Annotated in this window: 24 protein-coding genes and 1 tRNA gene; 16 read left to right on the top strand and 9 right to left on the bottom strand. The window is 62.1% G+C overall.

Annotation, left to right across the window (positions count from 1 at the left end; all coding sequences use genetic code 11):
• Nucleotides 1–22 precede the first annotated feature (22 nt).
• The gene (locus OZ411_RS29905; protein WP_282530838.1) at nt 23–481 is read right to left on the bottom strand and encodes a hypothetical protein; all 459 of its coding nucleotides are present in this window, start codon (nt 479–481) and stop codon (nt 23–25) included.
• Nucleotides 482–695: 214 nt separating this feature from the next.
• Between OZ411_RS29905 and OZ411_RS29900 the strand changes: the two genes are divergently transcribed.
• The 3 genes from OZ411_RS29900 to OZ411_RS29890 all read left to right on the top strand — a co-directional run bounded on the left by OZ411_RS29900 (nt 696) and on the right by OZ411_RS29890 (nt 2,586).
• Nucleotides 696–1,391, top strand: coding sequence for an urease accessory protein (locus OZ411_RS29900; RefSeq protein ID WP_282530837.1), 696 nt, complete (start codon nt 696–698; stop codon nt 1,389–1,391).
• A gap of 160 nt (nt 1,392–1,551) precedes the next feature.
• Nucleotides 1,552–2,028 carry a hypothetical protein gene (locus OZ411_RS29895; protein ID WP_282530836.1) on the top strand — a complete coding sequence of 159 codons (477 nt, stop codon included), beginning with the start codon at nt 1,552–1,554 and terminating at the stop codon, nt 2,026–2,028.
• A 123-nt stretch (nt 2,029–2,151) separates the two neighbouring features.
• Nucleotides 2,152–2,586: a hypothetical protein gene (locus tag OZ411_RS29890; protein WP_282530835.1), complete on the top strand. Its 435-nt coding sequence runs from the start codon at nt 2,152–2,154 to the stop codon at nt 2,584–2,586.
• Between the two features lie 89 nt (nt 2,587–2,675).
• On the opposite strand, the gene rlmB is transcribed toward OZ411_RS29890, so the two are convergent.
• The gene (rlmB, locus tag OZ411_RS29885) at nt 2,676–3,500 is read right to left on the bottom strand and encodes a 23S rRNA (guanosine(2251)-2'-O)-methyltransferase RlmB (RefSeq protein WP_130584372.1); all 825 of its coding nucleotides are present in this window, start codon (nt 3,498–3,500) and stop codon (nt 2,676–2,678) included.
• A 206-nt stretch (nt 3,501–3,706) separates the two neighbouring features.
• Here rlmB and OZ411_RS29880 point away from each other — a divergent pair.
• Both OZ411_RS29880 and OZ411_RS29875 read left to right on the top strand, forming a co-directional pair.
• Nucleotides 3,707–3,792, top strand: a tRNA-Tyr gene (locus tag OZ411_RS29880).
• Nucleotides 3,793–4,673: 881 nt separating this feature from the next.
• Nucleotides 4,674–5,591, top strand: coding sequence for an NADP-dependent oxidoreductase (locus tag OZ411_RS29875; RefSeq protein WP_130576871.1), 918 nt, complete (start codon nt 4,674–4,676; stop codon nt 5,589–5,591).
• A gap of 448 nt (nt 5,592–6,039) precedes the next feature.
• Here OZ411_RS29875 and OZ411_RS29870 read toward each other — a convergent pair whose 3' ends face one another.
• Complete coding sequence (locus tag OZ411_RS29870) at nt 6,040–6,321, bottom strand: hypothetical protein (protein ID WP_282530834.1); 282 nt, start codon at nt 6,319–6,321, stop codon at nt 6,040–6,042.
• 268 nt (nt 6,322–6,589) lie between these two features.
• On the opposite strand from OZ411_RS29870, the gene OZ411_RS29865 reads away from it, so the two are divergent.
• The 3 genes from OZ411_RS29865 to OZ411_RS29855 all read left to right on the top strand — a co-directional run bounded on the left by OZ411_RS29865 (nt 6,590) and on the right by OZ411_RS29855 (nt 9,297).
• Complete coding sequence (locus tag OZ411_RS29865; protein ID WP_282530833.1) at nt 6,590–7,387, top strand: enoyl-CoA hydratase/isomerase family protein; 798 nt, start codon at nt 6,590–6,592, stop codon at nt 7,385–7,387.
• Between the two features lie 13 nt (nt 7,388–7,400).
• A complete protein-coding gene (locus OZ411_RS29860; protein ID WP_282530832.1) occupies nt 7,401–8,654 on the top strand; it encodes a CoA transferase in 1,254 nt (417 codons plus the stop codon).
• A 139-nt stretch (nt 8,655–8,793) separates the two neighbouring features.
• Nucleotides 8,794–9,297 carry a helix-turn-helix domain-containing protein gene (locus OZ411_RS29855; protein WP_130576875.1) on the top strand — a complete coding sequence of 168 codons (504 nt, stop codon included), beginning with the start codon at nt 8,794–8,796 and terminating at the stop codon, nt 9,295–9,297.
• Nucleotides 9,298–9,475: 178 nt separating this feature from the next.
• On the opposite strand, the gene OZ411_RS29850 is transcribed toward OZ411_RS29855, so the two are convergent.
• Nucleotides 9,476–10,219, bottom strand: coding sequence for an IclR family transcriptional regulator (locus tag OZ411_RS29850; RefSeq protein WP_282530831.1), 744 nt, complete (start codon nt 10,217–10,219; stop codon nt 9,476–9,478).
• A 285-nt stretch (nt 10,220–10,504) separates the two neighbouring features.
• On the opposite strand from OZ411_RS29850, the gene OZ411_RS29845 reads away from it, so the two are divergent.
• From OZ411_RS29845 to OZ411_RS29830, 4 genes are all read left to right on the top strand, one after another.
• Complete coding sequence (locus OZ411_RS29845) at nt 10,505–11,725, top strand: ABC transporter substrate-binding protein (protein WP_282530830.1); 1,221 nt, start codon at nt 10,505–10,507, stop codon at nt 11,723–11,725.
• Between the two features lie 111 nt (nt 11,726–11,836).
• Nucleotides 11,837–13,330 (top strand): aldehyde dehydrogenase, encoded by a 1,494-nt coding sequence (locus tag OZ411_RS29840; protein WP_282530829.1) that lies wholly within the window; start codon nt 11,837–11,839, stop codon nt 13,328–13,330.
• Between the two features lie 49 nt (nt 13,331–13,379).
• Nucleotides 13,380–14,150 carry an SDR family oxidoreductase gene (locus OZ411_RS29835; protein ID WP_282530828.1) on the top strand — a complete coding sequence of 257 codons (771 nt, stop codon included), beginning with the start codon at nt 13,380–13,382 and terminating at the stop codon, nt 14,148–14,150.
• 170 nt (nt 14,151–14,320) lie between these two features.
• Nucleotides 14,321–15,598, top strand: a complete 1,278-nt coding sequence (locus OZ411_RS29830) for a cystathionine gamma-synthase family protein (protein WP_282530827.1) — start codon at nt 14,321–14,323, stop codon at nt 15,596–15,598.
• A 184-nt stretch (nt 15,599–15,782) separates the two neighbouring features.
• Here OZ411_RS29830 and OZ411_RS29825 read toward each other — a convergent pair whose 3' ends face one another.
• The 3 genes from OZ411_RS29825 to OZ411_RS29815 form a co-directional block, all read right to left on the bottom strand.
• Nucleotides 15,783–16,739 carry an MBL fold metallo-hydrolase gene (locus OZ411_RS29825; protein WP_282530826.1) on the bottom strand — a complete coding sequence of 319 codons (957 nt, stop codon included), beginning with the start codon at nt 16,737–16,739 and terminating at the stop codon, nt 15,783–15,785.
• Nucleotides 16,740–16,828: 89 nt separating this feature from the next.
• Nucleotides 16,829–18,034, bottom strand: a complete 1,206-nt coding sequence (locus tag OZ411_RS29820; RefSeq protein WP_282530825.1) for an NAD(P)/FAD-dependent oxidoreductase — start codon at nt 18,032–18,034, stop codon at nt 16,829–16,831.
• A 543-nt stretch (nt 18,035–18,577) separates the two neighbouring features.
• Nucleotides 18,578–19,531 (bottom strand): AraC family transcriptional regulator, encoded by a 954-nt coding sequence (locus OZ411_RS29815; protein ID WP_282530824.1) that lies wholly within the window; start codon nt 19,529–19,531, stop codon nt 18,578–18,580.
• A 736-nt stretch (nt 19,532–20,267) separates the two neighbouring features.
• Between OZ411_RS29815 and OZ411_RS29810 the strand changes: the two genes are divergently transcribed.
• Complete coding sequence (locus OZ411_RS29810) at nt 20,268–21,194, top strand: AraC family transcriptional regulator (RefSeq protein ID WP_282530823.1); 927 nt, start codon at nt 20,268–20,270, stop codon at nt 21,192–21,194.
• Nucleotides 21,195–21,224: 30 nt separating this feature from the next.
• Here the strand turns inward: OZ411_RS29810 and OZ411_RS29805 are convergent, their stop codons facing one another.
• Nucleotides 21,225–22,151 (bottom strand): catalase family peroxidase, encoded by a 927-nt coding sequence (locus OZ411_RS29805; RefSeq protein WP_282530822.1) that lies wholly within the window; start codon nt 22,149–22,151, stop codon nt 21,225–21,227.
• 375 nt (nt 22,152–22,526) lie between these two features.
• On the opposite strand from OZ411_RS29805, the gene OZ411_RS29800 reads away from it, so the two are divergent.
• Entirely contained in the window at nt 22,527–23,477 is a 951-nt protein-coding gene (locus OZ411_RS29800) for a c-type cytochrome (protein ID WP_282530821.1), read from the top strand.
• 37 nt (nt 23,478–23,514) lie between these two features.
• Here OZ411_RS29800 and OZ411_RS29795 read toward each other — a convergent pair whose 3' ends face one another.
• Complete coding sequence (locus OZ411_RS29795) at nt 23,515–23,964, bottom strand: hypothetical protein (protein WP_245475632.1); 450 nt, start codon at nt 23,962–23,964, stop codon at nt 23,515–23,517.
• Here OZ411_RS29795 and OZ411_RS29790 point away from each other — a divergent pair.
• Together OZ411_RS29790 and OZ411_RS29785 are read left to right on the top strand one after the other, a co-directional pair.
• The gene (locus OZ411_RS29790) at nt 23,941–24,387 is read left to right on the top strand and encodes a host attachment family protein (RefSeq protein ID WP_282530820.1); all 447 of its coding nucleotides are present in this window, start codon (nt 23,941–23,943) and stop codon (nt 24,385–24,387) included. The two genes, OZ411_RS29795 and OZ411_RS29790, sit on opposite strands and share 24 nt — an antisense overlap.
• Before the next feature lie 347 nt (nt 24,388–24,734).
• A complete protein-coding gene (locus OZ411_RS29785; RefSeq protein ID WP_130576888.1) occupies nt 24,735–24,947 on the top strand; it encodes a hypothetical protein in 213 nt (70 codons plus the stop codon).
• Nucleotides 24,948–24,993 lie beyond the last annotated feature (46 nt).

Below are 24,993 nucleotides of genomic sequence, written 5' to 3'. Positions count from 1 at the left end.
TTTCCCCAACTGGTCGATCGGGTTACTGGCAGGGGTGGCGGCGGCCATCCTCGCCGCGGAACCAGGTGCCGGGCGTGCAGACGAGGCCGTTACGCTCGGCGTAGCTCTGGGTGTAGTAGCCGCCCCGGTAGCCGTTATCGAAGCCGGCAAATGGCGCCGTGGCGACCACGGCCGCCGTGCCGACGGCGCCTCCGACAACCCCGGCGGCGACGTTGCCCGGCCAGAAGCCGCTGCGATCGTCCCAGCGAGCGTAGCTGTTGTTCCAGCCATTGTTCCAGCCATTGTTGTACTGATAGGCGGCGGCGCGACGCTGCTGGTAGCTGCCGGTATAGGGATTTCCCGGTCCTTGGTTCTGGCAATTGGCGTTCGGATAGAACTGAGCGCAATAGCCGGGATTGTAGATCACCTGTTGCGCCCCGGCGGGAGCGGCCAGGGCGGAAGCGAGCAGCGCGGCGGTGCCGGCGATAGCGAGTGGTCTCATGTGAGATTCTCCTTGAAGTCGCAACCGACACCAAGCGGCCGCGCGGCCGGCCTGTTCCACTGATCCTGTTCACGCGACTTCAAACCCAGGTGATCGCAGCAAGCGCATAGGAAGGTTGGTACTCGCGGACGTTGATACGCCGCCCTTTGTTGAAGCAGTGCCTGACAAGGGCCGTGACTTCGTGTCAAATGGGGTATTGGAGCGGGCGGCGCGCATGTTTGGAATCCTGGGACTTGGTTTTCTATTGGGCATGCAGCATGCGCTCGAGCCCGACCATATCGCTGCCGTCTCCAGCATCGCCGCGCGCCGGACCCATGTCGGCGACATCGTCAGGCACGGGCTTACCTGGGGGCTCGGCCATACGCTGACGCTGTTCTGCTTCGCGGGCGCCGCCATCCTGCTCGGACACGCGATCCCCGAGACGGTGGCCCGGCCGATCGAGGGCGCCGTCGGCATCATGCTGATCGGGCTCGGTGCCCATGTGCTGTGGCGTCTGTGGCGCGACCGCGTCCATTTCCACCGCCATGGCCACGGCGACGGAACGGTGCATTTCCACGCCCACAGCCATGCCGGCGAGACGAAGCCGCATCATGCCGCTACACATGTCCACGCGCACGGCTTTCGCTGGCGCACGCTGCTGGTCGGCTTGATGCACGGCATGGCCGGTTCTGCAGCATTGCTGGTGCTTGCGGTGTCGCAGGCCTCGAGCCCGATCGTCGGACTGGGCTATGTTGCCCTGTTCGGGATTGGCTCGATGGTAGGCATGGGCGCGCTGTCCACCGTGATTGCGGTGCCGATCGCGGCATCCGCGCGCTGGCTCACCTGGGCCAACCGCGGGCTGCAAGGCGCGGTCGGGCTCGTGACCATCGCGATCGGTGTGAACACCTTCATCGAGACGCTGCTGGCGTAAGCGGCCGCGCATACGGCGTTAACAAATCCTGATCGCGATCGGCCGCAATTGAGCGAGCCGACATGCTCACGCGTTAGGCTTACCGGCAGTTTGGCCTGCCGCCTTAACCTTTGGCTGCGCGCATTCGATTAGGTTGCTGAACGAGACAGGAAAGCAACCAATGCGCGTTGGCATTACAGCGGGGATTCTTTTGGCGATGACGTCGACGGCCTTTGCCGGCGGCGGCTCCGGCGGCGGCTTCGATATCGTCGTTCCCTATCGCCGTGGCGTGCCGATCATCATCAACGGCATCGACGCCTCCTATGCCGTGATCGAAGGTGAGTGGGGCCTCGGCAAGAACGTCCACGTGCAGCCGACCATCTATGGCGGCCGCTACATCGATTCCGAGCCCAATGTCGGCCATTATTATCCGAGCCTCGGCCACATGCCGGGCTATGGGCGCCTGGAGATCGAGCCGCCCTCGAACCGGCGTCTGCCCAAGCCGGCCGAAAGCTATCACCAATCCTGGTCCGCGCAGTCGATGCCGCTGCCGGCGCAGTCAGGCCCGCCCGTCGATGCGCCGCCCATCATCTACGCGCCGCAGTATGACCAGCTCCCGCGCGACCATCACCGCCGGCCGCCGAGAATTCCGCGCTAGAGCATGGTCCGGAAAAGTGGAAACCGGTTTTCCCTCGCGACAAACGCAAAGCGTTTGCGCGGAGACCATGCTCAAACAAAGAGATGAGCCAACAAGAACACACCAACAGGAGAGAGTAGAGTAATGCGTCACATAATTTCAGGAATGGTCGCGGCAGTCGCGGTCATGGCTGCGGCACCCGCAATGGCGTGCGAGTACGGCTCGTGCTCGCCGTGCGGCTCTTATGGTTATTATGCCAGCCCCTGCGCGCCGCCGGTCTACGCCGCGCCGGTCTATTCCGCGCCGGTCGTCAGCTACAACTACACCTCTGGCTGCGGCGGCTGTGGCCCTGGCTACGGCTGGGTCACCCAGCGGCTCCCGGATCCAGAGCAGCAATACTACTATGTCAACCAGGGGCCGACCTATACCGGCCCGGGCAACTGGGCGCCGGTCCCGACCTATCGCGAGGGTGGGGTCTCGTACTATCGTCCGTTGCGTCCGCGCTACTATCGTTCGCACTATCGCTACGGCCACTCGCAATATTATCACGGCCAGCGCGTGCTGCGCCGCTACTACTGACCTGACAGGCGCTTCCTGGGATTGGTGCCCGTTCGCATCGCGCGAGCGGGCGCTTTCATTCGCGTCGAGCTCCTTCGCTCGAAAACGCTCTACATCAGGCCGAGCCGGCTTGCGCCGATATAGAGCGCGAGCACTGCGGCGTTCGAGACGTTGAGGCTCTTGATCTCGCCGGGCATGTCGAGCCGCGCCACCACGCTGCAGGTCTCCCGCGTCAGTTGTCTTAATCCCTTGCCTTCGGCGCCGAGCACCAGCGCGAGCGGCTGCCGTAGCGCGGCCTGACTGAGATCCTCGCTCCCCTGACTGTCGAGGCCGACGGTCAGGAAGCCGCGCTCGTTCAAGGCGGTCAGCGTGCGGGCGAGATTCTGCACGGTGATGAGCGGCACCAGTTCCAGCGCGCCGGAGGCCGATTTCGCGAGCACGCCGGTCGCCTCGGGGCTGTGGCGGGCGGTGGTGACGATCGCCTTCACCGCGAAGGCCGCGGCCGAGCGCAGGATGGCGCCGACATTGTGCGGATCGGTGATCTGGTCGAGCACCAGCACGATGCCCTCGGGCTCGAGCGTATCGATATCAGGCGAGGGCAGGGGATCGGCCTCCACCAGCAGCCCCTGATGCACGGCATCCGGTCCCAGACGCTGGTCGATCGTGCTGGGGCGGACGAGCTCCGGGGGCACGCGGGTGTCGATGCCTTCTTCGGCGAGCCGTCGGGCCGCATTCTCGGTTACGAACAGCTTGCGGATCCGGCGCTCCGGATTGGCCAGCGCCAGCGAAACCGTATGCCAGCCGTAGAGAATCACCGGGCCGTCGGCATCCGAATCGCGGCTGCGCCAAACCGGCCGCCCGGCCGATTTTCGCCCTTTTTCGAACGGTTTAGCCCCGCCGCGGCGGAATGGGGGCTTGCGGTCACGATCGCTCATCACGGGCCTTGTCTCACGGGTTCCGGACAATGGCAATTTTGCCGGCAAAAGGATGCCGATTAACGGCTTCCCTTGGTTGACTTTGCCACCTCCCTTCGCACATAAACGCGCCGGCCGCGCACCCCGACGGGTCCCGCGGTCACCAGCGTCACCGACTGACCTGTCCGCCGCCACTTCGGGCGGGTGGCGTCCGACGCTGTTGGGACGGGGGAGTGTCCCGAGTGGCAAAGGGAGCTGACTGTAAATCAGCCGCCTCATGGCTTCGCAGGTTCGAGTCCTGCCTCCCCCACCATCTAGCAACATGCTGATAGACCAGTGGAATTTCTGGATGGCGATGATGGATTAGAGGCATGTCATGCGACTGTTCCCTGCACGAAAAAAGGGTCGCATTCGTGCGACCCTTTTTGATTTTTGTTTAGGGAACGTTCTAGCCAAAGCGGAGTGGTGGCTCCCCTAACCCCGATGCGGCGAAAGGTTCATGACGCGGTAAGCAGGTCGCAGCCAGCGCACGGCTATGACGTGGTTGCCGTAGGTCTTCTCGGCATATCGCGTGCCGGTCCTCGTTGATGACGATTTCCTCTGGCCGCTGCTTGAGTCCAAGCCGAAGCGTAATCGCGGCCACCCGAGCCCGCGAGGCGAGGGGCATCCCCTTCCTTCGGAACGTTGCGGGCGGGGCAGGCGCTCCGGCGCCTTCGCAACCGCAAGCGTGCTCACCTTCCCACGGCCGGTCCTGGTGGTTCTCACAAACCCAACCGCTGTCCTCGCAGAGAAGGCACTTCATCCTCTCTATGCAGCTATCTGGGGCGGGAAATGCGAAGGCGCTGTCTCCGTTGTGCGAGGTCCGTTTTGGCCCCGAAATCTGGGCAGCCGCCGGAGCCCTTCTGGCACGATTGAGTTGGATGGGGAGGGCAGCCATCGCGCAGTGGTGCAGCCAAAAACACTAATCTTGGTACTGTTTTATGAGCAGGCGCAACGCATCTATTCGCTAACACTGGCGACCGGAGCGATCCCGATCCATCAGGCTTAGTGGGAGCCCCGGTCAATGCAGACAGCGCAGATCGCAGACACGGAGACAGGACTTCGACAACGGCTGGCATTTTGCCGATAGCCGGCGCGTCCACGCTCCCCGCAACATTTCCACCAAAGAGACAAATGACCGAGGAGATAATTCCCATGAAGGCAATCGTCGTAACGGACCAGGCTGCGGGACCCGCTGGGATGAAGCTGGTGGAGCGGCCCGAGCCGCAGGCAGCGATAAACGACGTCGTCGTTCAGGTTCATGCGTCGGGATTCGTCCCGACTGAGCTCGCGTGGCCCTCGACCTGGACCGATCGCGCCGATCGTGACCGAACACCATCCATCCCTGGGCACGAGCTGGCCGGAGTGGTCACCGCTCTCGGATATGGTACGAGGGGGCTGTCGGTGGGACAGCGGGTGTTCGGCCTCGCGGACTGGTATCGCGACGGCACGCTGGCCGAGTATGTGGCGATCGAGGCACGCAACCTCGCGCCGCTGCCGGGCGACGTCGACTTCGCGGTAGGCGCGAGCCTGCCGATCTCGGGCCTAACTGCGTGGCAGGGACTGTTCGACCACGGCCGCCTTCAGGCGGGGCAGAGCATCCTCGTGCACGGTGCGGCCGGCGCAGTCGGGTCGATGGTGACGCAACTTGCACGAGAGGCCGGCGCCTACGTCATCGGCACCGGACGCGCCGCCGACCGTCAGACGGTGCTCGACTTCGACGCGAAAGAGTTCGTCGACCTCGACAACGACGTCCTGGAAGACGTCGGCGGAGTCGATCTGGTGTTCGATGTCATCGGCGGCGACATCGGGAAGCGGTCCGCAGGCCTGATTCGAGCCGGAGGAACGCTGGTGTCCATCGTCGGGCCGGCCGAGGCACGGCCCGCCGACGGCCTCGCGGTCGACTTCGTCGTCGAGTCCGATCGTGCCCAACTGAGTGAAATCGTCCTGCGGGTGCGGGACGGACGACTGCGGACGAACATCGGCAACGTCTCGACCCTCGACGATGCCGTCGCCGCCTTGAACCCGACCGAGCGACGAAAGGGGAAGACGATCATCCGCGTCCGTCCCTGAGCGACGCACGCCCATTGATGCACGCAGCCGGCCTTCGATAGGCGATGTGACGAGACCCCGAGCCGCAACGCGATCATGGAAATAATGAGAATGGCCGCGGTTTGCGGGGTGGAGGGACCGTCTCCTAGTTGCGCTTTCGCGAACAGTTCGCAACGCAAGCATCGTAGTTTGGGCGGCAACGCCTCGAGGCCACACAAGCTTCGATCCTATTGTGCGCGCTTGGTGATCCGTGTCCCTTGCTGTCTCCGCCGCACTCCATAACGCACATATTCCAACTACTAATGCATCCTTCAAGGCATTTCTCTTGCTCTTGAAAGGATGCGATGGCCGACGTCGTCGGCAAAAAGGCTACAACGGCTACGATCAGAAGTCTCTTCATCGGCTAAATACCTACCTCCGGCCCAAGGGTCACGCGAGTCTCCGGGGCCGGTTCGAAAGATTGCGAAAACTACGTTCGTTGAATGTCAACGACCGGTACACCGCCCGCCTCCGGCGTGATCTTCACGTAGGTGCCGCTCTCATGCAGCCGGAGCCAGCCCCGCTCGATCGCGAATTTGGGGCCCGCGCTGTATTCGGCCGGCTTGGCCTTGTCCTGGGAGAGCATCGGGTAATTGATTTTCTCGATATGGATGCGGCCGTCCTGAACGGGCTCAACAGCCTGGGCCAGTTCCATGAGCCGGCGAGCGGCTTTCTCCGGGTCGGCATAGGGGCGATCTTCTGCGTATTTCATGCGGGCCTCGCGGCTTCGGTCCTGCGAGATTCGGCGGGCCTCCGCAATATCCTAATCGCTCAACCGCTGGTACCTCAGCGCGATCCGCGTCCAGCCGTGCGGCCACAAGAGAACTTAATTGCGCGCAGTCACGCCGCAAGTGGAGGTGGGGGACGCCCCGTCATTCGGACAACGACTCGTGACTTGCAAAATGCAAGTCATGATGTAGTGTCCTGCGAAACGAGAATGCGGCCGTTTCGAAAGCAGCGCCGACACACAGGAGGCAAGTTTGTCCGAGGACGTGCTCGTGACGCGCGAAGAGCGCGGCAATATCTCCGTATTGACCATGGTTTATCGGCCGTACAACCTGCTCGGCCCAAAGCTCATCAATGCGCTTGTCGAGCAGGTGGAGGCGGCTCAGAAGGCCGGTAGCCGGGCTATTGTGATCCGCAGCGGACTACGCCATTTCTCCGCCGGCGCGGATCTGGATATCTTTGATAAGCGGGTCGCCGCAGGTGCCGTTGATCAGGCCAGCGAAAACAGGCGGCTGAACGGCGTCGAATTCCTGCGTTTCATGGAGTTGTTGCCTATTCCGCTGATCGCCAGCGTTCACGGCGTCTGCCTTGGTGGCGGACTCGAGCTTGCGCTTTCCTGCGACTATATTATCGCCGCTTCCTCGGCAAAGATTGGATCGGTCGAGGCCACGCTTGGGCTTCATCCTCTGCTCGGCGGAATCCAGCGCCAGGTACAGCGCATCGGTGCTCAGCGCGCCAAGGAGATGTCGATGCTGGCCCGACGCTACGACGCGCCGACGCTGGAGAAATGGGGCCTGATCAATCTCACCGTGCCGGAAGAGTCGCTGGAACAGACCACGATGACGCTTGCGGAAGAATTTGCGCAGGGCCCGACCGTGGCGCATGCGGCCACGAAGCAGCTCGCCTATATCGCGGTCAATGAAGGCGTCGCTGCCGCCGATGAGGCGATGGCAAGAGTGCAGGCGCCGATTTGGGCCTCGGAAGATCTGAAGACCGGTCTCGCGTCATTCCGCAAGAATGGCCCGGGTCTCGCAAAATTCGCGGGGCGCTGACATGAGCGGCCCCTTGAGCGGAATCCGTGTTGTCGATTTTTCCCGTGTGCTCGCCGGCCCGTTATGCGCACGGACGTTGCAGGATCTTGGCGCCGAGGTCATCAAGATCGAGCCGCCAAGCCCTGATGTCTCGCGCTTCGCATTTCCGTCGACCGACGGCATGTCGGGCTACTACGCACAGCAGAATGCCGGCAAGCGCAATGTCAGCATCAATCTCAATGTGCCCGGCGCCTATGAGCTGGCGTTGAAACTTTGCGACACAGCCGATGTCATCGTCGAGAATTTCCGTGCGGGCACGCTGGGTTTCTTCGGTCTCGACTATGAGACTCTCTCAAAACGAAATCCGCGATTGATCTATGCCTCGATCACCGGCTATGGCCAGGGAGGACCGTGGCGAAGTCGGATGGCATACGCGCCGACGGTGCAGGCCGAGGCGGGTTTCACCGAAAACAGCGTTCGTCATTATGGCAGCGCGCTGACGGAACCGCGCACCGACAGCCTGTCGCACGCGGATGTCTATGCTGGATTGCAGGCAGTGATCGCCATCCTGGCAGCGCTCAACAGCCGCCAGAAGTCCGGGCGCGGCCAGTACATCGATGTCGCGATGGCCGCGACGCTGCTTGCGGTCAACGAACGCGCGCATGTCGATCTCGCCGATGACGATATCGGAGCCGAACCCGCCGTGCTTGGCGCCACCGACTGCTCGTTCTTTACCGGGCCGCAAGGCGAGCACTTCACGGTCGCGACCAGTATTGTCGGCAGCCGGACCTTTCCGTCGTGGTTGCGTGCGATGCGCCGAGCTGATCTCATCGACGATCCGCGGTTCTGCAATGCAGCCGCGCGCCGGCTGAATTTCGGTGCGCTCCACCAGATCATCCAGTCGTGGATATTGACCTTCCCGGATATGGCAACCTTGGACGCCCAGTTCGATGAAGCCAAGATCGCGATGGGCGAGATCCGCTCGATCAAGGAGCTCACGGCATCGGAATGGAGCGACTATTGGGGTGCCGTGCAATACGTATCCGACCGCAGCGGTGGTCATTATCGCCTGCCCGGACGTCCCTGGCGCTTCTCGGAAGAAGAGTTGACGCCGATCGGGACGCCGGCCTTTCAGGGTGAGCATAACGTCGCGGTGTTCTGCGAACTCGGTGTCAGTGAGGCTGAATTGAAGCGCTTGAGCGAAGCCGGCGCACTGGTGACACATCGGCGCGCACAAGAGCCTGAGATCGCCATCAAACCGCAGACCGAGCCAGGTCAGGCGGCCTGATCCACCGAGAAACAAGCCAAGGTACACTGAGACTGGACATACGCGAACTCGGCCCAATATGGTACGGGGGTCGAGTTCGGAGCTGAAAAGAGCCATGTCCGGCGTCAAGCAAAGCCGTCTCGCAAACAAGGAATGTTCCATGGCGCGAGCCATGGAAATCGTCGGCGACCGCTGGACGATCCTGATCTTGCGAGAGGCCTATTATGGTGTGAAGCGGTTCGACGAATTCGAGTACTACGTCGGCGTGGCACCCAATATCCTGAGCAATCGGTTGAAGAGACTTGTCGAGGCAGGCGTCATGGCTCGTGTGCCGCTGCCCGAGCACGCCGGCCGATACGAATATGTTCTGACCGAAAAAGGGCGCGACTTTTTCCCGGCCTATCTTGCGTTGAAGAAATGGGGTGACAACTGGCTGGCGGAGCCGGAGGGCCCGCAAGTGGTTTTTCGTGACCGACATGTCGGACGTCCAATCGAGTATCCAGAATTGCGGACAGCCGGCGGCCAGCCATTGCATCTCGAAGACGTCGAGGTGGTCGCGGGAGCCGGCGCCGTGCCGTTCAACCGCAAACGGTTTGGCGCCGCGGCCTCGACCACGAAGCCGACCGAAGCGCCGAGGAGCGCCTCACGCCGCAAGGGCAAGTAGCGCGCACCTTGTCTCCGCTCTGAGCAGACGGCAGCGTTTGCCGCAACGACGATCGATCCTTCAAGAAAACATCGATACCATCACCTGTATGCCATCCGTTGCGGCATCTAACAGGTCATCGTAGTTGGTGCGGCGGCACGAATCGCTCTTGAACGCGGAGGTGCCGCTTCCGTAACGCTCAATTGCATTCCAGCTCGGACGCAAAGCGGCGCAGTGCGCTCTGCATCGTTGCCGCTGTCAGTGGTCTTCGCTCCAGGCATCGAGATGTCGGTCCGGCAACGACGATCGAGAGCTGCCGTGAACTGAGCGGAAGGGAGAGCGCGACGCCTGCCAGATCGGGAATGTATTCCGACGAACTCTGATGATACCCGCGCTTGGCGGCGATATCGAGTTCAGCCTCCACTGCTTCGGCATTCATGGGAGTGGTTTCGGAAAACTGCTCGAACTTGATCTTGCGATAGATTGCGCGCCGCTCTTCGGGAGAATGCTGCGCCAGGATGGCTCTTCCTACCGAACTTGCATACACGGGCACCCGGTCGCCGACTTGAGCGAAGTAGCGGACCGATTGCCCGGATTCCTCGACATGCAGGAAGATCGCAGAGGTGCCCGCCAAGGCCGCGATCGCCGTGGTCTCTCCGGTTTCCTTGGCAATTTCCGCCACGAGTGCATAAGCGACCTCCGGAAGCGGCGCCGCGTCCGCAACGGTGCGCGCCAGCGTCAGCCAGCGCGGGCTTGGATAGTAACCGCTTCGCGCCCGCGTCTCGTAGAGCCATCCCTTTTCGACAATCGTGCCGACAAGATTGAAGGTGCTGGAACGCGGCCAGCCCAGATCATCAGAGATTTCGGCCAGCGTCGCCGGTCGTTTGCGGCGCGCAAAGTACTCCAGCAGTTCGAGAACGTTAGCAGCCTGCCTGACCAACATACGAAACCCGCATCTTCTCCGCGAAGGTTGGTTGCTCCGTGACGTCGAACAACAACTCCCGCTCACTCAGCCGCTGATTGGCGACCCCACGGTCATAGCATCATCCGCTCAGCCGGAAGCTCGTCCCGGAATTTGAGCCAGCAACTCCCGGGGACTTCGGCTCCGAGGTCGGATCGAAACGCCTTGACTCGAAATTCATATACGTGTCTTATTAATTCACAATCAAGAATTTTGTTGAGGGTTGGGGCTGCCACCGTCAGCGAAAGCCCACGGGGAGGACCTTTCATGGCTGCATTCAGGAATTTGCTCTCATCGGCAGTGGCGTCGATGTGCATGGTGACCGCGTCGGCCGCCTTGGCCCAGACCAGCGTCAAGCTCGGCGTGCTCGCGGACATGTCCGGCATCTTCTCGGACATCGGGGGGATGGGAGCCGCCGAAGCGACCAGGATGGCGGTCGAGGATTTCAACAAGCTGCCGGGATCCGACAAATTCAAGATCGAGGTTGTCAGCGCTGATGCGCTGAACAAGCCGGACGTGGCGCGGGGCATCGCCCGCAAGTGGTTTGACACGGAGAATGTCGATGCTGTCGTTGATCTGCCGACGAGCGCGATCTCGCTGGCCATCGCACCTCTCGTTCAGGAGCAGAACAAAGTCGCGCTGTTCACCGCATCGGGCACGTCGGATCTGACGGGCAAGTCCTGCACGCCGAATTCGGTGCACTGGACCTACGACACCTGGGCGCTGTCGCACGGTACCGCCGATGCCATCACCAAGGCCGGCGGCAAGACGTGGTTCTTCGTCACCGCCGACTTTGCCCTTGGGCATTCCCTGGAGCGCGATGCCAGTGCTGTCGTGAGCGCGAACGGCGGCAAGGTCGTCGGCAGCGTCAAGCACCCGACCGATTCGAACGACTTTGCGTCCTTCCTCCTTCAGGCGCAGGCATCGCGCGCCGAGATCATCGCGCTCGCCAATGCCGGTGGCGATACGATCAAGGCGATCAAACAGGCCTCGGAATTCGGCATCATCCAGGGCGGGCAGAAGCTCGCAGGCATGCTGCTGTTCATCTCGGACATCCACTCGCTTGGTCTGAAGACGGCACAAGGCCTCCAACTGACGACGGCGTTCTATTGGGACCTGAACGACAAGACGAGGAGCTTTGGCGAGCGCTTCGCGGCCCGGAACAACGGCCGCTATCCGTCGATGAACCAGGCTGGAGCATATTCCGCGACACTGGCCTATCTGACCGCCGTCGCAAAGGTGGGATCGCCGCGTGATGGCGCCGCCGTCGTGAAAGCGATGCGCGAGCTCGGCACGTTTGACGACCCTCTATTCGGAAAGACTTCGCTGCGTGAGGACGGTCGCGTTCTTCACGACATGATGCTGGTCCAGGTCAAGACGCCCGGCGAATCGAAGAAGCCCTACGACTACTACCGGATCGTGTCGACCATCCCGGCCGAAGCGGCATTCCGTCCGCTCAAGGACGGCGGCTGCCCCCTTGTGAAGTGAGTTTACGGCGCGATCGAGCCGGAGATTCAAGAGAGAGCCGCGTCTGCCTGCTGCGAGCCGCATGGCAGGAATGCTCTGAGATTTTGCGTTGACCTGTGGAGGACCAATCCCGTGCTGAAATCCGATCGTCTCACCCGCTACGATCACCTCTATATCGGCGGATCGTGGGTCGCGCCTGAAGACGGTGGTTTTCTCGAAAGCATCGATCCTTCCACGGGACGCCCCTGGGCTCGCGTCGCCTTCGGTGGCCCCGGTGATATTGACCGTGCCGTCGCAGCGGCGCGGGCGGCACTGAACGGTCCGTGGGGGCGCATGCCCGGACACGAGCGCGCTGCGCTGCTGCGCAAGTTCGCTGACCTCTATGCGAAGCGTGCCGCTGATCTTGCCGTTCTGGAAACAACGGATTCCGGCCGCGCGCTGCGGGAGTCCCGTGCCGATATTGGTGGCCACACATATGGCTATCACTGGTGGGCATCATTGGCGGACAAGCATTCCGGCCGCACCATTCCATTCGACGACAGTGTGCACGCATTCACCACCCGCGTGCCGGTCGGCGTGGTCGGCGCGATTACGCCATGGAACGTGCCGCTGATGGCTGCGGCATGGAAGCTCGGTCCTGCACTCGCGGCAGGTTGCACCGTGGTGTTGAAGCCGGCAGAGCAGACGCCGGTCACCTCGCTTGAACTCGGAAAATTGTTCGACGAAGCCGGGTTTCCGCCTGGGGTGGTCAACATCGTTCCCGGCTACGGGAAGGACGGCGCCGGTGAACGGCTCGTCACCCATCCGGGTGTCGACAAGATCGCATTCACCGGCGAGGGGGCAACGGCGAAGGTCATTCTGCGCGCCGGTGCCGACACGATGAAGCGCTTCACCTTCGAGCTTGGCGGCAAGTCGCCCCATATCATTTTCGCCGACGCCGATCTTGAACAGGCACTGAACGCGGCCACCAATTCAGCATGGACGCTGTGCGGACAGAGCTGTGCGCTCGGCTCGCGGGTCCTGGTTCAGAGGCCGATCTACGATCAGGTCGTCGCAGAGTTTGCGCGCTGTGCGGCCCAGGTGCGGGTCGGTCCTCCGCTGGATGAAGCCACGCATATGGGCCCCCAGGCGCACGAGGAGCAACTCGCCAAGACGCTGTCCTATATCGATATCGGACGGGCCGACGGCGCTGAACTGGTGACTGGCGGAGGTCGGCTGAGCGGCGGCGTGCACGGAGACGGCTACTTCGTCCAGCCAACCGTCTTCGCCAACGTCTCCAACGAGATGCGGATCGCCCGTGAGGAGATTTTTGGCCCCGTGGCCGCGCTGATTCCGTTCGACGATGAGGAGCAGGCGATCGCAATCGCGAACGACACGGCATACGGACTGACGGCTGGCCTTTGGACCCAGGACATCGGACGCGGCCATCGCGTTTCCAGCCGGATTCGCGCCGGCATGGTGTGGGTGAACACCTATCGTTTCATTCGCTGGTCGACGCCCTATGGCGGTTTCAAGAGCAGCGGTTGGGGCCGGGAGAACGGTATCGAAGCGCTCGATTCCTATCTCGAAACGCGCACCACGGTGGTCAGCACGACCGGGCGTTTTCCGAACGCCTATGCCAACTGAAATCAAGCACAGCACCTCTCGTTAAATCCAACAAGAAGAGAAGACGATCATGCGTTTGGCGAACAAGCTCGCGGTGGTAACGGCTGCTGCATCCGGAATGGGACGTGCCGGTGTCGAGATCTTCCTGAGGGAAGGGGCCAACGTCGTCGCCGTCGATATCAACCGCGATGCACTGGCACAGCTCTCCGCGGACATGCGCGCCATTGGGCACTCCATCGAAACGGTTCAGGCGGATCTGTCGCGGCCGGAAGAGGCGCGGCGGTCGGTGAACGATGCGGCCGCGTTGCTCGGCGGCATCGACGTGATGTGGGCTCATGCCGGAATTCCCGGCCCGGCCGGCGTGGAGAATCTCGATCTGGCGGCCTATGAAACCGCGATGGCGCTCAACGTTACGTCCGCTACATTGGCGGCAGGCGAAGTGATCGGCCACATGCGCAAGCGGGGCGGTGGATCGCTGATCTTCACGGCATCCGTCTCGGGCCTGGTCGGCTCGATGTTCAGTCCGGTCTATTCGGCGGCAAAGTTCGCAGTGGTCGGGTTGACCAAGTCGTTGGCGCAACGTTTTGCCGCGGACAATGTGCGCGTCAACGTCGTTTGCCCCGGGCTTGCAGATACGCCCATGAAGACCGGATTTACGGGGCGTTCGGGTGACCCTGCCGAGGCCGCCGCCAATCAGGCGCGCCTGCTTGCGTCCGTCCCGATGGGACGACTCTGCAAAGCGGAGGAGGTCGCGCATGCGGCCCTTTGGCTGGCATCGGATGAAGCGTCGTTCGTGACCGGCGTTGCGCTTCCGATCGATGGCGGATTCACGGCTCGCTGAGTTCTGACGATCAGGACGAGGGCGGATGGCTTCGATTGTGCCATCCGCCGAATTATGCCCGCATCGACGGGCTCGATCTGGCCATTCTGGCGTTATAGCCATAGGAGACCTTCATACCGCCGTAGACAGGCGCCGGGTAAGATGTTCCCCCAAGAGGAGCGAGGCAGGCCATGGTGAAACCGTCGAAGACCCGCATTGGCAACCACACCCTGCACCCGGAAACGCTGATGCTGAACTACGGCTACGATCCGCAATTGTCGGAGGGAGCCGTCAAACCCCCGGTCTTCCTGACCTCGACCTTCGTCTTCAAGACCGCGGAAGATGGCAAGAACTTCTTCGATTTCGTTGCGGGCCGGCGCGAACCGCCCGAGGGGATGGGCGCGGGCTTGGTCTACTCGCGGTTCAATCATCCCAACAGCGAGATCGTGGAGGACAGGCTCGCTGTCTATGAGCGTACGGAGAATTGCGCGCTGTTCTCGTCCGGCATGGCGGCGATCTCGACCACGATCCTGGCCTTTGCACGTCCCGGCGATGTGATCCTGCATTCGCAACCGCTGTATGGCGGGACCGAAACACTGTTTGCAAACACGCTTGCAAAGCTCTCCATCGGCGCCGTGGGCTTCGCCGATGGTCTCGACGAGGCCGCGGTCAGGCACGCGGCGGAGGACGCCATGCGCCGCGGCCGAGTGACGATGATCTTCATCGAGACCCCGGCAAATCCCACCAATGGCCTGGTCGATATCGCGATGATCCGCCGTATCGCCGAGCTGATCGGCCAGGTCCAGGGCCACACGCCGATCGTCGCATGCGACAATACGTTGCTCGGGCCGCTGTTTCAGCGGCCGATCGAGCATGGCGCTGATCTCTCCCTGTACTCGCTGACCAAATATGTCGGTGGCCATTCCGACCTGATCGCCGGTGCTGCGCTCGGCTCAAAGGCCCTGATGAAGGACATCAGGGCGTTGCGAGGCGCCATCGGCACCCAGCTCGATCCCCATTCCTGCTGGATGATCAGCCGGTCGCTCGAAACCCTGAGCCTGCGGATGGAGAAGGCCGACAGAAATGCGCACCTCGTGGCGGATTATCTGCGCGATCATCCCAAAGTGGAGCGAGTCCATTATCTTGCCCACCACGCAGAAGATTCCCCGGCCGGCCGTCTGTTCGCGAGGCAATGCAGCGGAGCAGGCTCCACGTTTTCATTCGATATTGTCGGCGGCCAAAGCGCTGCATTCAAATTCCTGAATGCGCTGCAAATCCTGAAACTAGCGGTCAGCCTGGGCGGCACCGAGTCGCTTGCCAGCCATCCCGCAACCATGACCCACTCGGGCGTCCCGGCCGACATCCGCCAAAGGATAGGCGTGCTCGACTCCACGATCCGGCTGTCCATCGGTATCGAGCACCCCTCCGATCTGATTGCAGACATCGCGCAAGCCTTGATCGACGCATAGGTGGTCGGTCTGGAGACCGCCGGCAGCCAAGCAGTTGGACATCGACCAAAAGTTCGATGTGATCAAAGCGGGCATAGACTATCGCTTCGGTTTCGGCGGCCAGTGGTCGCGACGTATTGAGCTAGGGCGTGAACTCTTTACGTTGTGAGCACACGCCCTAGTTCGGATTTAAGCCAACAAGCGGTCAGTAGTCCCAGAAGACCGGTACCCAACGAAACGCGTCGCCGTCCACCGCGACCCGACCGACGGACGGGAATGGCAGGTGGGTGGCCACCAGCATCTCGCCGGTCTCAGCCAGTTCCCGCAAAAGACGGACCCGAACGCGCGCCGCCTCCTCGGGGTCGTGCTCGAAACCGTTGTGCCAGTCGGGCTGCTCGAACCCGACCGCAAACACGGCGTCGCCGGCGAACGTCAGCGCGTCGCCGCCGGACGCCAGGCGGACCACGCTGTGCCCGGGGGTGTGGCCGCCGGTGCGACGGACGACGACGCCCGGCGCCACCTCGTGCTCCTCATCGAACTGCCGCAGCTGGTTGTGGTATTCTTTTGTGAACCGCTTGGCAGCCGACCGAAGCGCGTCCGGGAACCCCGGCGGCATGGCGGTGTGGGAGAAATCGGGCGACTCCCAGAATTTGACCTCGGCGGCCGCCACGTGGATCAGCAGGTCCCGACGCAGCCGGTCCTTCACCCCGTCGACGAGCAGCCCGCCAATGTGGTCCATGTGCATGTGGGTCAGCACTACGTCGGTCACGGACGCAAGATCGATGCCGGCGGCGTCGAGTCGCTTGATCAACTGCCCGGCCCGCGGCAAGTGCAAGTCCGGGTCGCCCCCTAGTCCGGCGTCGATGAGGATGGTCCGACCGCCGCTACGCACCACGACCGCGTTCAGCGCCCAGTCGAAAGCGTCCGGCGGCAGGAACATGTCATTCAGCCAGGCCGCCCGGATGGCCGGGTCGGCGTTGTGTCCTAACATTTTGGTGGGCAGCGGTAGTACTCCATCGCTGACCACCAGCACGTCAATCTCGCCGACCTTCAGCGCGTAGCGCGACGATACCAACTCTTCTGGCCCCGATCGAACGGAGTGTGCGGTCGTGTCTAAGCTCATGTTCGTCTCCTGCTGAGTGTTGCGGATCATCTGGTTCATCTTCGAAAACTCCTGCGTTCAATCTTGACGCTCGATCCTGGGCGGGCGTGCTTCCCGCGTGGAAATCGCGGTCAATGCTGGTGAGGTGTTCAGAGGTCAGTCACCCGCTCAGGATCGGCCGACGCCAGCGCAGCGGCACGCTCAGCTCGCGGCGGATAGATCCAGACGGTGTTGATATCCTGCTTGGTCTTCTTTGCTTGCTCGCCGACCATTTCGACTTTGCGTTCCCAGCCGCGCGTGAAGAGGGCACCGGCTTCGCCGAGGTCGAGGCAGGTGACGTAGGCCTTCTGGTGATATGGCTTGGTCGGGACTCCCAGGAGCTCGGCGGCGGCATTGTGGCCGGCAAAGGCGCCCATCCGCGTCGCGTGCTGGCACGACATCAGCGCGTAGTTGCCGACATCGTCGCATGCAGCTCTCGCGGCATCGCCGGTGGCAAAGACGCCAGCCACCGACGGCACGCGCAGATCGCGGTCGACAAGCAGTCGGCCGAAATTATCGCGTTCGGCGGGGATTTGCGCGGTCAACGGAGCGGCGCGAATGCCGGCCGCCCAGATCACGGTCGCGGTTTCGATGTGTTCTCCATCGGAAAGCGTGACGCCGGATTTGTCGAGCGAGGCGACGCCGGCGCCGAGCCGGGTCTCCACGCCGCACTTGCGCAGTGCGTCCTCGATGACGGGGCGGGGACCCGCGCCCATATCCGGGGCGATCGCATTGTTTCGATCGACGATGATGACGCGCGGCGTGGCCTCCTCGCCAAGGATCGCACGAAGTCGTGTGGGGATCTCTGTGGCCGCCTCGATGCCGGTGAAGCCGCCGCCGGCAACGACGACCGTGTCGCGGGCCTTCGATGCCGGCCGATCCGCGAGACCACGCAGGTGCCGGTCGAGGGCGATCGCGTCCTCGAGCTGATCGACGCTGAACCCGTGCTCGGCGAGGCCAGGAACATTCGGACGGAACAGCCGGCTGCCGGTGGCCATGACCAGGCGATCGTAGGGGAGCGTCTTTCGTGCGCCCTTGGCCGTGACGATTTGCACGGTGCGAGACTTGGTGTCGACCGTCTCGGCGCTGCCCTGCACATAAACAACATCGATCGCGTTGAGGACATCCAGGAGAGGTGCCGTCAGGGTCTCCGGCTTCGGTTCGTAGAGCCGCGGGCGAACCACCAGCGTCGGCTCCGGTGAAACCAGCGCGATCTCCAAATCCTCGGGCGAAACGCCCTGGATGTCGCGCAGACGGGCAGCGGAAAGTGCAGCATACATGCCGGCGAAGCCGGCGCCGATGATGACAAGTCTCATATGATCTTCTTCTGTGGTTGGGTTTTCCTAGACGTGCGCGCGCGTCGTCGCCGCTTGCCATTGGCGCCAAAGCTTGTTGCGATCGATGACGACGCGAAGACGTGAAACGAAGATGGTCGCCCCTTATGGTGCGGGGCAATTCAGCCGTGACGACATTGGCATGGCGCTCTCGCATGCCGCGCGGCAGCCTCTCGAACCCAGCGGCCAGCCGAGTTGAAAAACAATCGGCAGAGCGGGCTTTGGAGGCCAGTCCTTGTAGAATATCTGGGCGCCGGAAATCATTGGACTGGTGCTTTGCGCAGCTTGTGCCGATGATTCCGTTCCCTCGCCCGCTGCTGAGGTGAAGCGAACGGTCAATGAAAGTCCGTACACAAGTGCGGTCGCGACGACTCTGCGTCGCCGTGTAATTGCAAGTGAGCTGCCGAAATCCTTCCAGGCCATCGCTTCTCTCCGTCCGTTTGTAGGCGTGGGCACGGTGATGATGTAACGAACCTGATCTGCGACTGCCCCAGAGCGATTGCCGTACCTGCAGAGCGATTGCTGCTAGCGCATGCGTCGTCGCCAATCGCTTGGAGTCTCGCCGGTCAGCTTCTTGAACGCCGCCGCGAAGGCGGTCTGGGAGGCGTAGCCAAGCGCCGCTGCGACCGACACGACGGATTCGTCAGTGTTGCGCAGCATGTTCATTGCCTGCTCCAGCCGGTACTGGCGCAGCCAGGCGTGAGGCGAAAGCCCGGTGCTTTCCTTGAAGGCACGGCAGAAATGGAAGCGCGACAGGCCAGCGTCCGATGCAAGCGCAGCAAGAGAGACGTCCGCGTCGCTGTCCGAGCGCAACCGCTCGATGGCACGGAGCAGGAGCTTCGGCGGCAGCCCACCCATGGTCGGCTGAAACGTGGTTGGCGAGCCCGTGTGCGCAGCCAGAAGGCGGGTGGCCAGAAGATTCGTGAGTTGCTGCCTGAACAGCGCATCCAGGGCCCCATTGCCCTCCAGGCAATCGGCCGCGCTCAAGAGCAATCGGGATGTAATGGGGTCGGGATGCGCCGTTCGCTCCAGGAGCTCGCTCGGTGTGGCGGTGTCGGCTTCGCGGGCAACGCGCTCGAGCGTTGTGGGCGGAAGATAGAGTTGAACGACATCAACAGGTTTCGGAATGTCCCACCGGGAGCTTGAGCCGGCCGGAATGATTATCACGACCCCAGGACGAAATGTTCCAATCGCAACCGATCGTCCTGACCGCCGCTCCATGCGCTGCATCGAGCCGTTGTAAGCCATGATGACGTGGTCGGTCATGGGCTCGACGACGTCGTGCAATGGTTCATGTTTCCAGTGGGCGATCCCGGCACCGGAGGGATCCAACGCCATGCGAAATGGTGTGGTCCCGAGCACACGGGCCATCTCCACATCGGCAGGACGCCCATCGGCAATCGGCGCGTTGCTCTGGCGCGCCTCAGATGCGGCTGGCGGACTATCCTGCCGTGGATCGCGCAAGATCGGCTTATTCATGGACGTATGCTCGCATTCCAAAGGCCATGCGCTCACTGCGCGCAGCCGTGTCGTGGGACAATGAGGCGTGGAGCCAGTGCCTCTCGTATGCTTCCAATGATGTTGGAAAGTGCTGCACGAGGATATCGCGCAGCGAGTCTAGTCTTGCAGGTTCAGCGGATAGACTGTCGCTTCTGCTCTTCGGTCTGGCGCCGTTCTTGGGTTCGAGGCTCGGTATGGGTTCTAAGGCCCGTAAAAGTCCGGCGTCTTTCCCAAAGCGGCCATGCTTTGCCAGATCCTGCTCCAAGCGCGCCATTGCGACACTTTGTGATTTGTCGCCCGAACTTCTGATCGAGATGGCCAAGCGACGCAGTAGCGCGCTTTCATGCGACAAAAGTCGTAATCATGTGCCGCGAACGCCATCGTCTTGCCGCTGTTGAACAAGGTCGTTGAGCGAGTCGTTTCCCGCTCTCGGTCGGGGGCGCTGTCGGCTCTTTCACAAACGCACGCTGGAATCGCGCCGTGATTTGCCACCTCGTCGGGCGGAATGTTTCTTGCGACCAAGCCGCAAGGGTCGAATCAAATTGAAATCGCTTTGAAATTCATTTTGTCGTGATTGGTCCGGTATGCTGTCAGGACGGCTACGCATTCACCGGGCGAGCGTGGACAGTGGCTCACTGATCCTCGATAATGCCAGCGTGGCCTCGCGGACGACAATGACTCGCATGGTCCAATTCCATTGATGAGGTCAACCAATATGAGACAGGCGGGCGCCTACGGTCAGGGGCTCGGGCGACGCTTCCGTCTGAAGGAGGCGCCCTCGCTGGTCACGCGTACGTTGCGCAGTGCCGAACTCGCAGTGACCGAAACCCGGGATGACGATCCCGTGCCAGGTCTTTCCGGCTCGATGCCTTCTGAGGATGCCTATCTCGTCAGTCTCAAATTTCGCGATTATCCGGACTGCGAGTGCTGGGAGCGCGGACGATGCGTCATCAGGACGGATGTCCGCGGCGGCGCAACCTATCTGTACGACCTGAAGCGCGATCCGCGCTACGTGATCGATAAGCCGTTCCACTCCATCTTTTTCTATCTGCCGCGCTCGGCGCTCGACGACATCGCCAGGCAGGCCGGCGCACCACGCGTTGGTGAACTGGCCTACGAGCCGGGCATCGGCCATGACGACGCGGTCGTCCGTCATCTCGGTGCGTCGCTGGTGGAAGGACTGCGTCGGCCGGACGAGACCAACCAGCTGTTCGTCGATCACATGATGCTCGCGCTCACCGCGCACGTCGCCCAGACCTATGGCGGACTGAAGCGTGCCACCGAACCGGCCCGCGGCGGTCTTGCCCCGTGGCAGGAGAAGCGCGCCTGCGAAAGGCTCGAATCCGATCTCGCCGGAAAGATTTCATTGGAGCAAGTCGCGGCGGAGTTTGACCTCTCGGTCAGTCATTTCTCACGCGCATTTCGCATCTCCACCGGCCTGCCGCCGCACCAGTGGCTGCTTCGCCAGCGCGTGAAGGCGGCCAAGCAGTTGATGACTGTTCGCGACCTGCCGCTGTCCGAGATTGCGATATCGGCCGGCTTTGCCAATCAAAGCCACTTCACGCGGGTCTTTTCGTCCGTGGTCGGCGTCAGCCCGGGAGCGTGGCGTCGCGAAGCGCTCAGCGCCCCGGACGAGAAGTAACTTAAGGATAATACCGGGCGCCTCGTCCGATCAGCGACGCTTCGCCAGTGAGACGGTGTAGGCGGCGTGGCGCGCCGCAAAGATCTCGTCCGGCGGATGGCCGATGCCTTCGGCGAGATTTGCTGGATCGAAGATGGACGCGTCGCACGCATCATTCGCTTCAGGACCGGTGATGACGATCGTTCCCAGCCGCACCGCTTCGCGATTGTCCTCATCCGGCCATCGAATGGTCACGTCCATGGTGGGATCGCCGGGACGGTCGAGCAGCGCCATGACGTTGAACCGGACGTCGCCTGCAGCGATCCGGTTTTCGAGGTCATCATGCAGGAAGTCGGCGGACTTCGCTTTGGCCTCGTCTTCGGTCAGCGTGATGTCTCCGCCGACAGGAACGACCATGAACTTGATGAATCGCGTCTCGCCCTTCGAATTCGAAGCGGGAAAGGAGTGCACTCCCCAATAGGTCGTGCCGGCAAAACTCCCGGGCAGTGGACGCGCGGCGATGTAGTTTGCCTGATGCAGCGTTTCGGGATTGGCGGCGGAGAACGCCTTGACCTTCGCCATATCCGGCTTGCCGTCCGGTCCCGGAATCCGCGCCTTGAGGAACGCCTGCATCTGGTCGAGCGTCCTTGCAAAATGCACCGGAGCGCTTTCCACGAGAATATCCGAGCGATGGCGATCGTCGCCAAGCCTGAAGCTGAAGCCGCGCAGCACGAGGTTGTTTGTATCCGCGATGTGAGGATTGCCGCCACCCACAGAGAAGCGCGCTAGCACGCGCGACGGTCTGGTGAAACTTGGGGATTTCGTAATCTCCGCCGCCCGATCCGACGGGGCATAGGTGCCGCGAACGCAACGGCCCTTGGCAAAGCTCGCGCGCACCTTTGGCGGATCACCAGCTACCGCTTTCAAGGCATCGACGATGGACGCGGGCGTGGCCGCGCCAGTTGGGAACCGGGACATGGCGGGACCTTGGCTTTGAGTGTTCAACGCGTGTTCTAGGCGACGTACCGATCCGGCGTCTTTCCCAAAGCGGCCATCCCTTGTCCGATCCTGCTCCTACTAGCCATCGCTGCCGTGATTGGGCGCGCCACGCCCCTACTTTCTGGCTAATCCACCCTAAACTAGACGAGGGGACTGGGAATACGAACCCTCAGGTGTTCCTTGATGTTTGGCGCTCCGCAAACCGGTTCAAAGGTTGTGCGTCGTCTCGCAGGTTACATCTGTAACTCGATAGGCCGGTCTCGAAATTATTCCGTATCGCGCGCCTCATAGCCTCTGCAGCGGCCGACATTTTCATCGTCCAATGCATCGATTTTGACTTTGGGGCAATACAGGATGTTCGAATGGCTCGAGCCCGCGGCGTTGGTCGTCATCGCGGGATTGCTGGCATGCTCAGGTATTCGTGGCTGGCGATCGAAGAAACCAATTGTCAAATGGGGCGGGGCCGGTTTGGCGGCTTTGGTTTCCGTCATTGCCATCTCGATCAGCGTGCTGCTGACCATCGGACTGTTCAAGCTGCACGCACGCAGTGCGCCAGGCGTGGACTTGAAGATTGCGGGGACCGCGGAGCAAATCCGGCGCGGCCAGACGATCGCGGACAGCTTTTGCAGCGGCTGCCATACCAGGACCGACTCGCTCACCGGCGGCGGGGATCTCGGCAAGGATATCTCGTTGCCGATCGGTTCGTTTATAGCCGCCAACCTCACGCCGGTCGGGCAATTAAGCCGGTGGTCGGACGGCGATATTTTCCGCGCCATTCGCAACGGGGTCGATCCTGACGGTCGCTGGCTTGTCATCATGTCCTACACCAATGCCGGAAAGCTGAGCGACGAGGACACCAAAGCGGTGATTGCCTATCTCCGCAGTCTGCCTGCTCTGGGAGAAAAGACGATAAATCCGGCCGATCGTCTCACCCCGCTGGGCATCGCGATGTTGGGCGCGGGCATGCTGCCAACGGGCAAGCCCGTCTCAACAGAACATGTTACCGCGCCACCAAAAGGTCCCACGTCGCGATACGGTGAATATCTCATTTCGTATCAAGACTGCCGCGAATGCCATGGCAAGGATCTGACCGGCGGCAAACCCGGCCAGCTCGCGCCGCTAGGGCCCGACCTCAATGTCGTAAAGGGCTGGAAATTCCAGGAGTTCGTCGCCACCATGAGGACCGGTGTCGATCCGAACGGTCACACCCTCGGCAATCAGATGCCGTGGCAGCCGATCGGCAGGATGGAAGATGACGACCTTCGCGCCGTTTATGAGTATCTGACGCATCTGCCCGCAGCCTGAACAACCCCGTGCGGCGCTCGCATCCTTAGAATGAGGGCTAGTTTTTCGGGCTCGAATCCGCGCCCAGCAATTGGCCGGTCTTGCGGCTGAGAAAATGCAGTCGCGTGCAGGCGGGGCAGCTTACCGCCGTGAATTCGTTCTGATCGGTATTATCTTCCTCGTCCAGGCTGTGCTGAACGTTGAGATGGGTATTGGGGCAGACGAAGATGAAGTGTCTCATCCGCTCTTTGTCGAAGATCTGCAATCGGACGATTTGATCTAGCGCAAGGTTTTGGCCCGCGGAGGCGAAATGCCCCCACGGCCCGGTGCCGTTATATGACGCGCGATGCATCCGGATGGTTTGATCCAGAACAAACCGCGGAGAATGGTACCGAGATAGCCTGCTGTCGTTGTCGAATCGTGTGCAGCTACGACCACGTTTCGCGCCGTTCGGCAGACTGAGGACAAGTACCGGAGCTTCATCATGGGCAAACTCAAGATTCCGCATGACGCCATCGTATTCGTGGGCGACGGGCGGAAAGCGCTGTTCCTCCGCAACGAGGGCGATGAGAAATTCCCCAATCTGAAGACCGAGCGAGTCTTTGAGCTGCAAAATCCCTCGACCCATGATCAGGGCAGCGAGCGGCCCGGACGCACGAGGAAGCCGGGTTCGGGGCAGCGAAGTACGGTCGAGCCGGTGGACTGGCATGATCTCGAAGAGCACCGGTTCGCGCGACAGGTGGCGGCGGCCGCCGAGCAGGTCATCCGCAGCGGCAAGGCAAAGGCCCTCGTCGTCGTGGCCCCGCCGCGAACCCTGGCGGAGCTTCGAGTTGCCTTTCATGCTGACGTGAAACGGCATATCCTGGCTGAGTTCGACAAGGATCTCACCAAGCATCCTGTCGGCGAAATCGAAAGGCATCTGGTTGGATGATCCGCGGGTGATGCCCGCTGATCTTGATGCATAACGTGTTCTCACGCGCCTCTGCGGGAGAAAATGACGTCCTCTGTTCCTCGAAAGCGGCGTGATGCAGTGTGGCCAAGCGTCGCTCGGAAATCGTCTGGTCTCACGGACCCATCGTTCCGAAAATCACACCGCGCTTTGATGCCGCCGCGTTTGAAAGCGGAAGTTCGGGCATGGAGGACGGCGTCCACCTGTGGTTCCGCGCCTGGTGGGGATCTGCGCTGCAATTTCGGGTCATCGCCTATTCGGCTTGCGCGAGATCAACGCGAGGCCTCGCGGGCTGGCTCAGCTAGCAGAGGAAAAGAGGAGCTACGCGGATGGCGCGCTTCATTGCCCGATTTTACAAAAATGTGCTCGGCGAGAACGGCCAGGTCGGCGACATCTGCCAGTGCACGGTGGACCTCGACGTCCCGGACGACGCGCAAGCAGTGGACGTTGCCAAGCAGAAATTCTGCGAGATGCACGGGGTTCGTGATTGGACCCTGCACGCCGATCGGCTCGAGGTGGAGCCGGCTGACTTTCCGTCGTAGGCAGCACGAATCCGGGCCTGCGTGCTATGCACGCATCCCGGAATGA

The sequence above is a fragment of the Bradyrhizobium sp. Arg237L genome (assembly GCF_029990105.1).
Classification (GTDB): Bacteria; Pseudomonadota; Alphaproteobacteria; order Rhizobiales; family Xanthobacteraceae; genus Bradyrhizobium.
This window is presented reverse-complemented; position numbering and strand designations above follow the sequence as displayed.

What these genes read in the sequence shown, in the direction of transcription:
- OZ411_RS29905 (WP_282530838.1), bottom strand. Translation starts at nt 481, where the DNA reads ATGAGACCACTCGCTATCGCCGGCACCGCCGCGCTGCTCGCTTCCGCC.
- OZ411_RS29900 (WP_282530837.1), top strand. Translation starts at nt 696, where the DNA reads ATGTTTGGAATCCTGGGACTTGGTTTTCTATTGGGCATGCAGCATGCG.
- OZ411_RS29895 (WP_282530836.1), top strand. Translation starts at nt 1,552, where the DNA reads ATGCGCGTTGGCATTACAGCGGGGATTCTTTTGGCGATGACGTCGACG.
- OZ411_RS29890 (WP_282530835.1), top strand. Translation starts at nt 2,152, where the DNA reads ATGCGTCACATAATTTCAGGAATGGTCGCGGCAGTCGCGGTCATGGCT.
- rlmB (WP_130584372.1), bottom strand. Translation starts at nt 3,500, where the DNA reads ATGAGCGATCGTGACCGCAAGCCCCCATTCCGCCGCGGCGGGGCTAAA.
- OZ411_RS29875 (WP_130576871.1), top strand. Translation starts at nt 4,674, where the DNA reads ATGAAGGCAATCGTCGTAACGGACCAGGCTGCGGGACCCGCTGGGATG.
- OZ411_RS29870 (WP_282530834.1), bottom strand. Translation starts at nt 6,321, where the DNA reads ATGAAATACGCAGAAGATCGCCCCTATGCCGACCCGGAGAAAGCCGCT.
- OZ411_RS29855 (WP_130576875.1), top strand. Translation starts at nt 8,794, where the DNA reads ATGGCGCGAGCCATGGAAATCGTCGGCGACCGCTGGACGATCCTGATC.
- OZ411_RS29850 (WP_282530831.1), bottom strand. Translation starts at nt 10,219, where the DNA reads ATGTTGGTCAGGCAGGCTGCTAACGTTCTCGAACTGCTGGAGTACTTT.
- OZ411_RS29845 (WP_282530830.1), top strand. Translation starts at nt 10,505, where the DNA reads ATGGCTGCATTCAGGAATTTGCTCTCATCGGCAGTGGCGTCGATGTGC.
- OZ411_RS29835 (WP_282530828.1), top strand. Translation starts at nt 13,380, where the DNA reads ATGCGTTTGGCGAACAAGCTCGCGGTGGTAACGGCTGCTGCATCCGGA.
- OZ411_RS29830 (WP_282530827.1), top strand. Translation starts at nt 14,321, where the DNA reads ATGGTGAAACCGTCGAAGACCCGCATTGGCAACCACACCCTGCACCCG.
- OZ411_RS29825 (WP_282530826.1), bottom strand. Translation starts at nt 16,739, where the DNA reads ATGAACCAGATGATCCGCAACACTCAGCAGGAGACGAACATGAGCTTA.
- OZ411_RS29820 (WP_282530825.1), bottom strand. Translation starts at nt 18,034, where the DNA reads ATGAGACTTGTCATCATCGGCGCCGGCTTCGCCGGCATGTATGCTGCA.
- OZ411_RS29815 (WP_282530824.1), bottom strand. Translation starts at nt 19,531, where the DNA reads ATGAATAAGCCGATCTTGCGCGATCCACGGCAGGATAGTCCGCCAGCC.
- OZ411_RS29810 (WP_282530823.1), top strand. Translation starts at nt 20,268, where the DNA reads ATGAGACAGGCGGGCGCCTACGGTCAGGGGCTCGGGCGACGCTTCCGT.
- OZ411_RS29805 (WP_282530822.1), bottom strand. Translation starts at nt 22,151, where the DNA reads ATGTCCCGGTTCCCAACTGGCGCGGCCACGCCCGCGTCCATCGTCGAT.
- OZ411_RS29800 (WP_282530821.1), top strand. Translation starts at nt 22,527, where the DNA reads ATGTTCGAATGGCTCGAGCCCGCGGCGTTGGTCGTCATCGCGGGATTG.
- OZ411_RS29790 (WP_282530820.1), top strand. Translation starts at nt 23,941, where the DNA reads ATGGGCAAACTCAAGATTCCGCATGACGCCATCGTATTCGTGGGCGAC.
- OZ411_RS29795 (WP_245475632.1), bottom strand. Translation starts at nt 23,964, where the DNA reads ATGCGGAATCTTGAGTTTGCCCATGATGAAGCTCCGGTACTTGTCCTC.
- OZ411_RS29785 (WP_130576888.1), top strand. Translation starts at nt 24,735, where the DNA reads ATGGCGCGCTTCATTGCCCGATTTTACAAAAATGTGCTCGGCGAGAAC.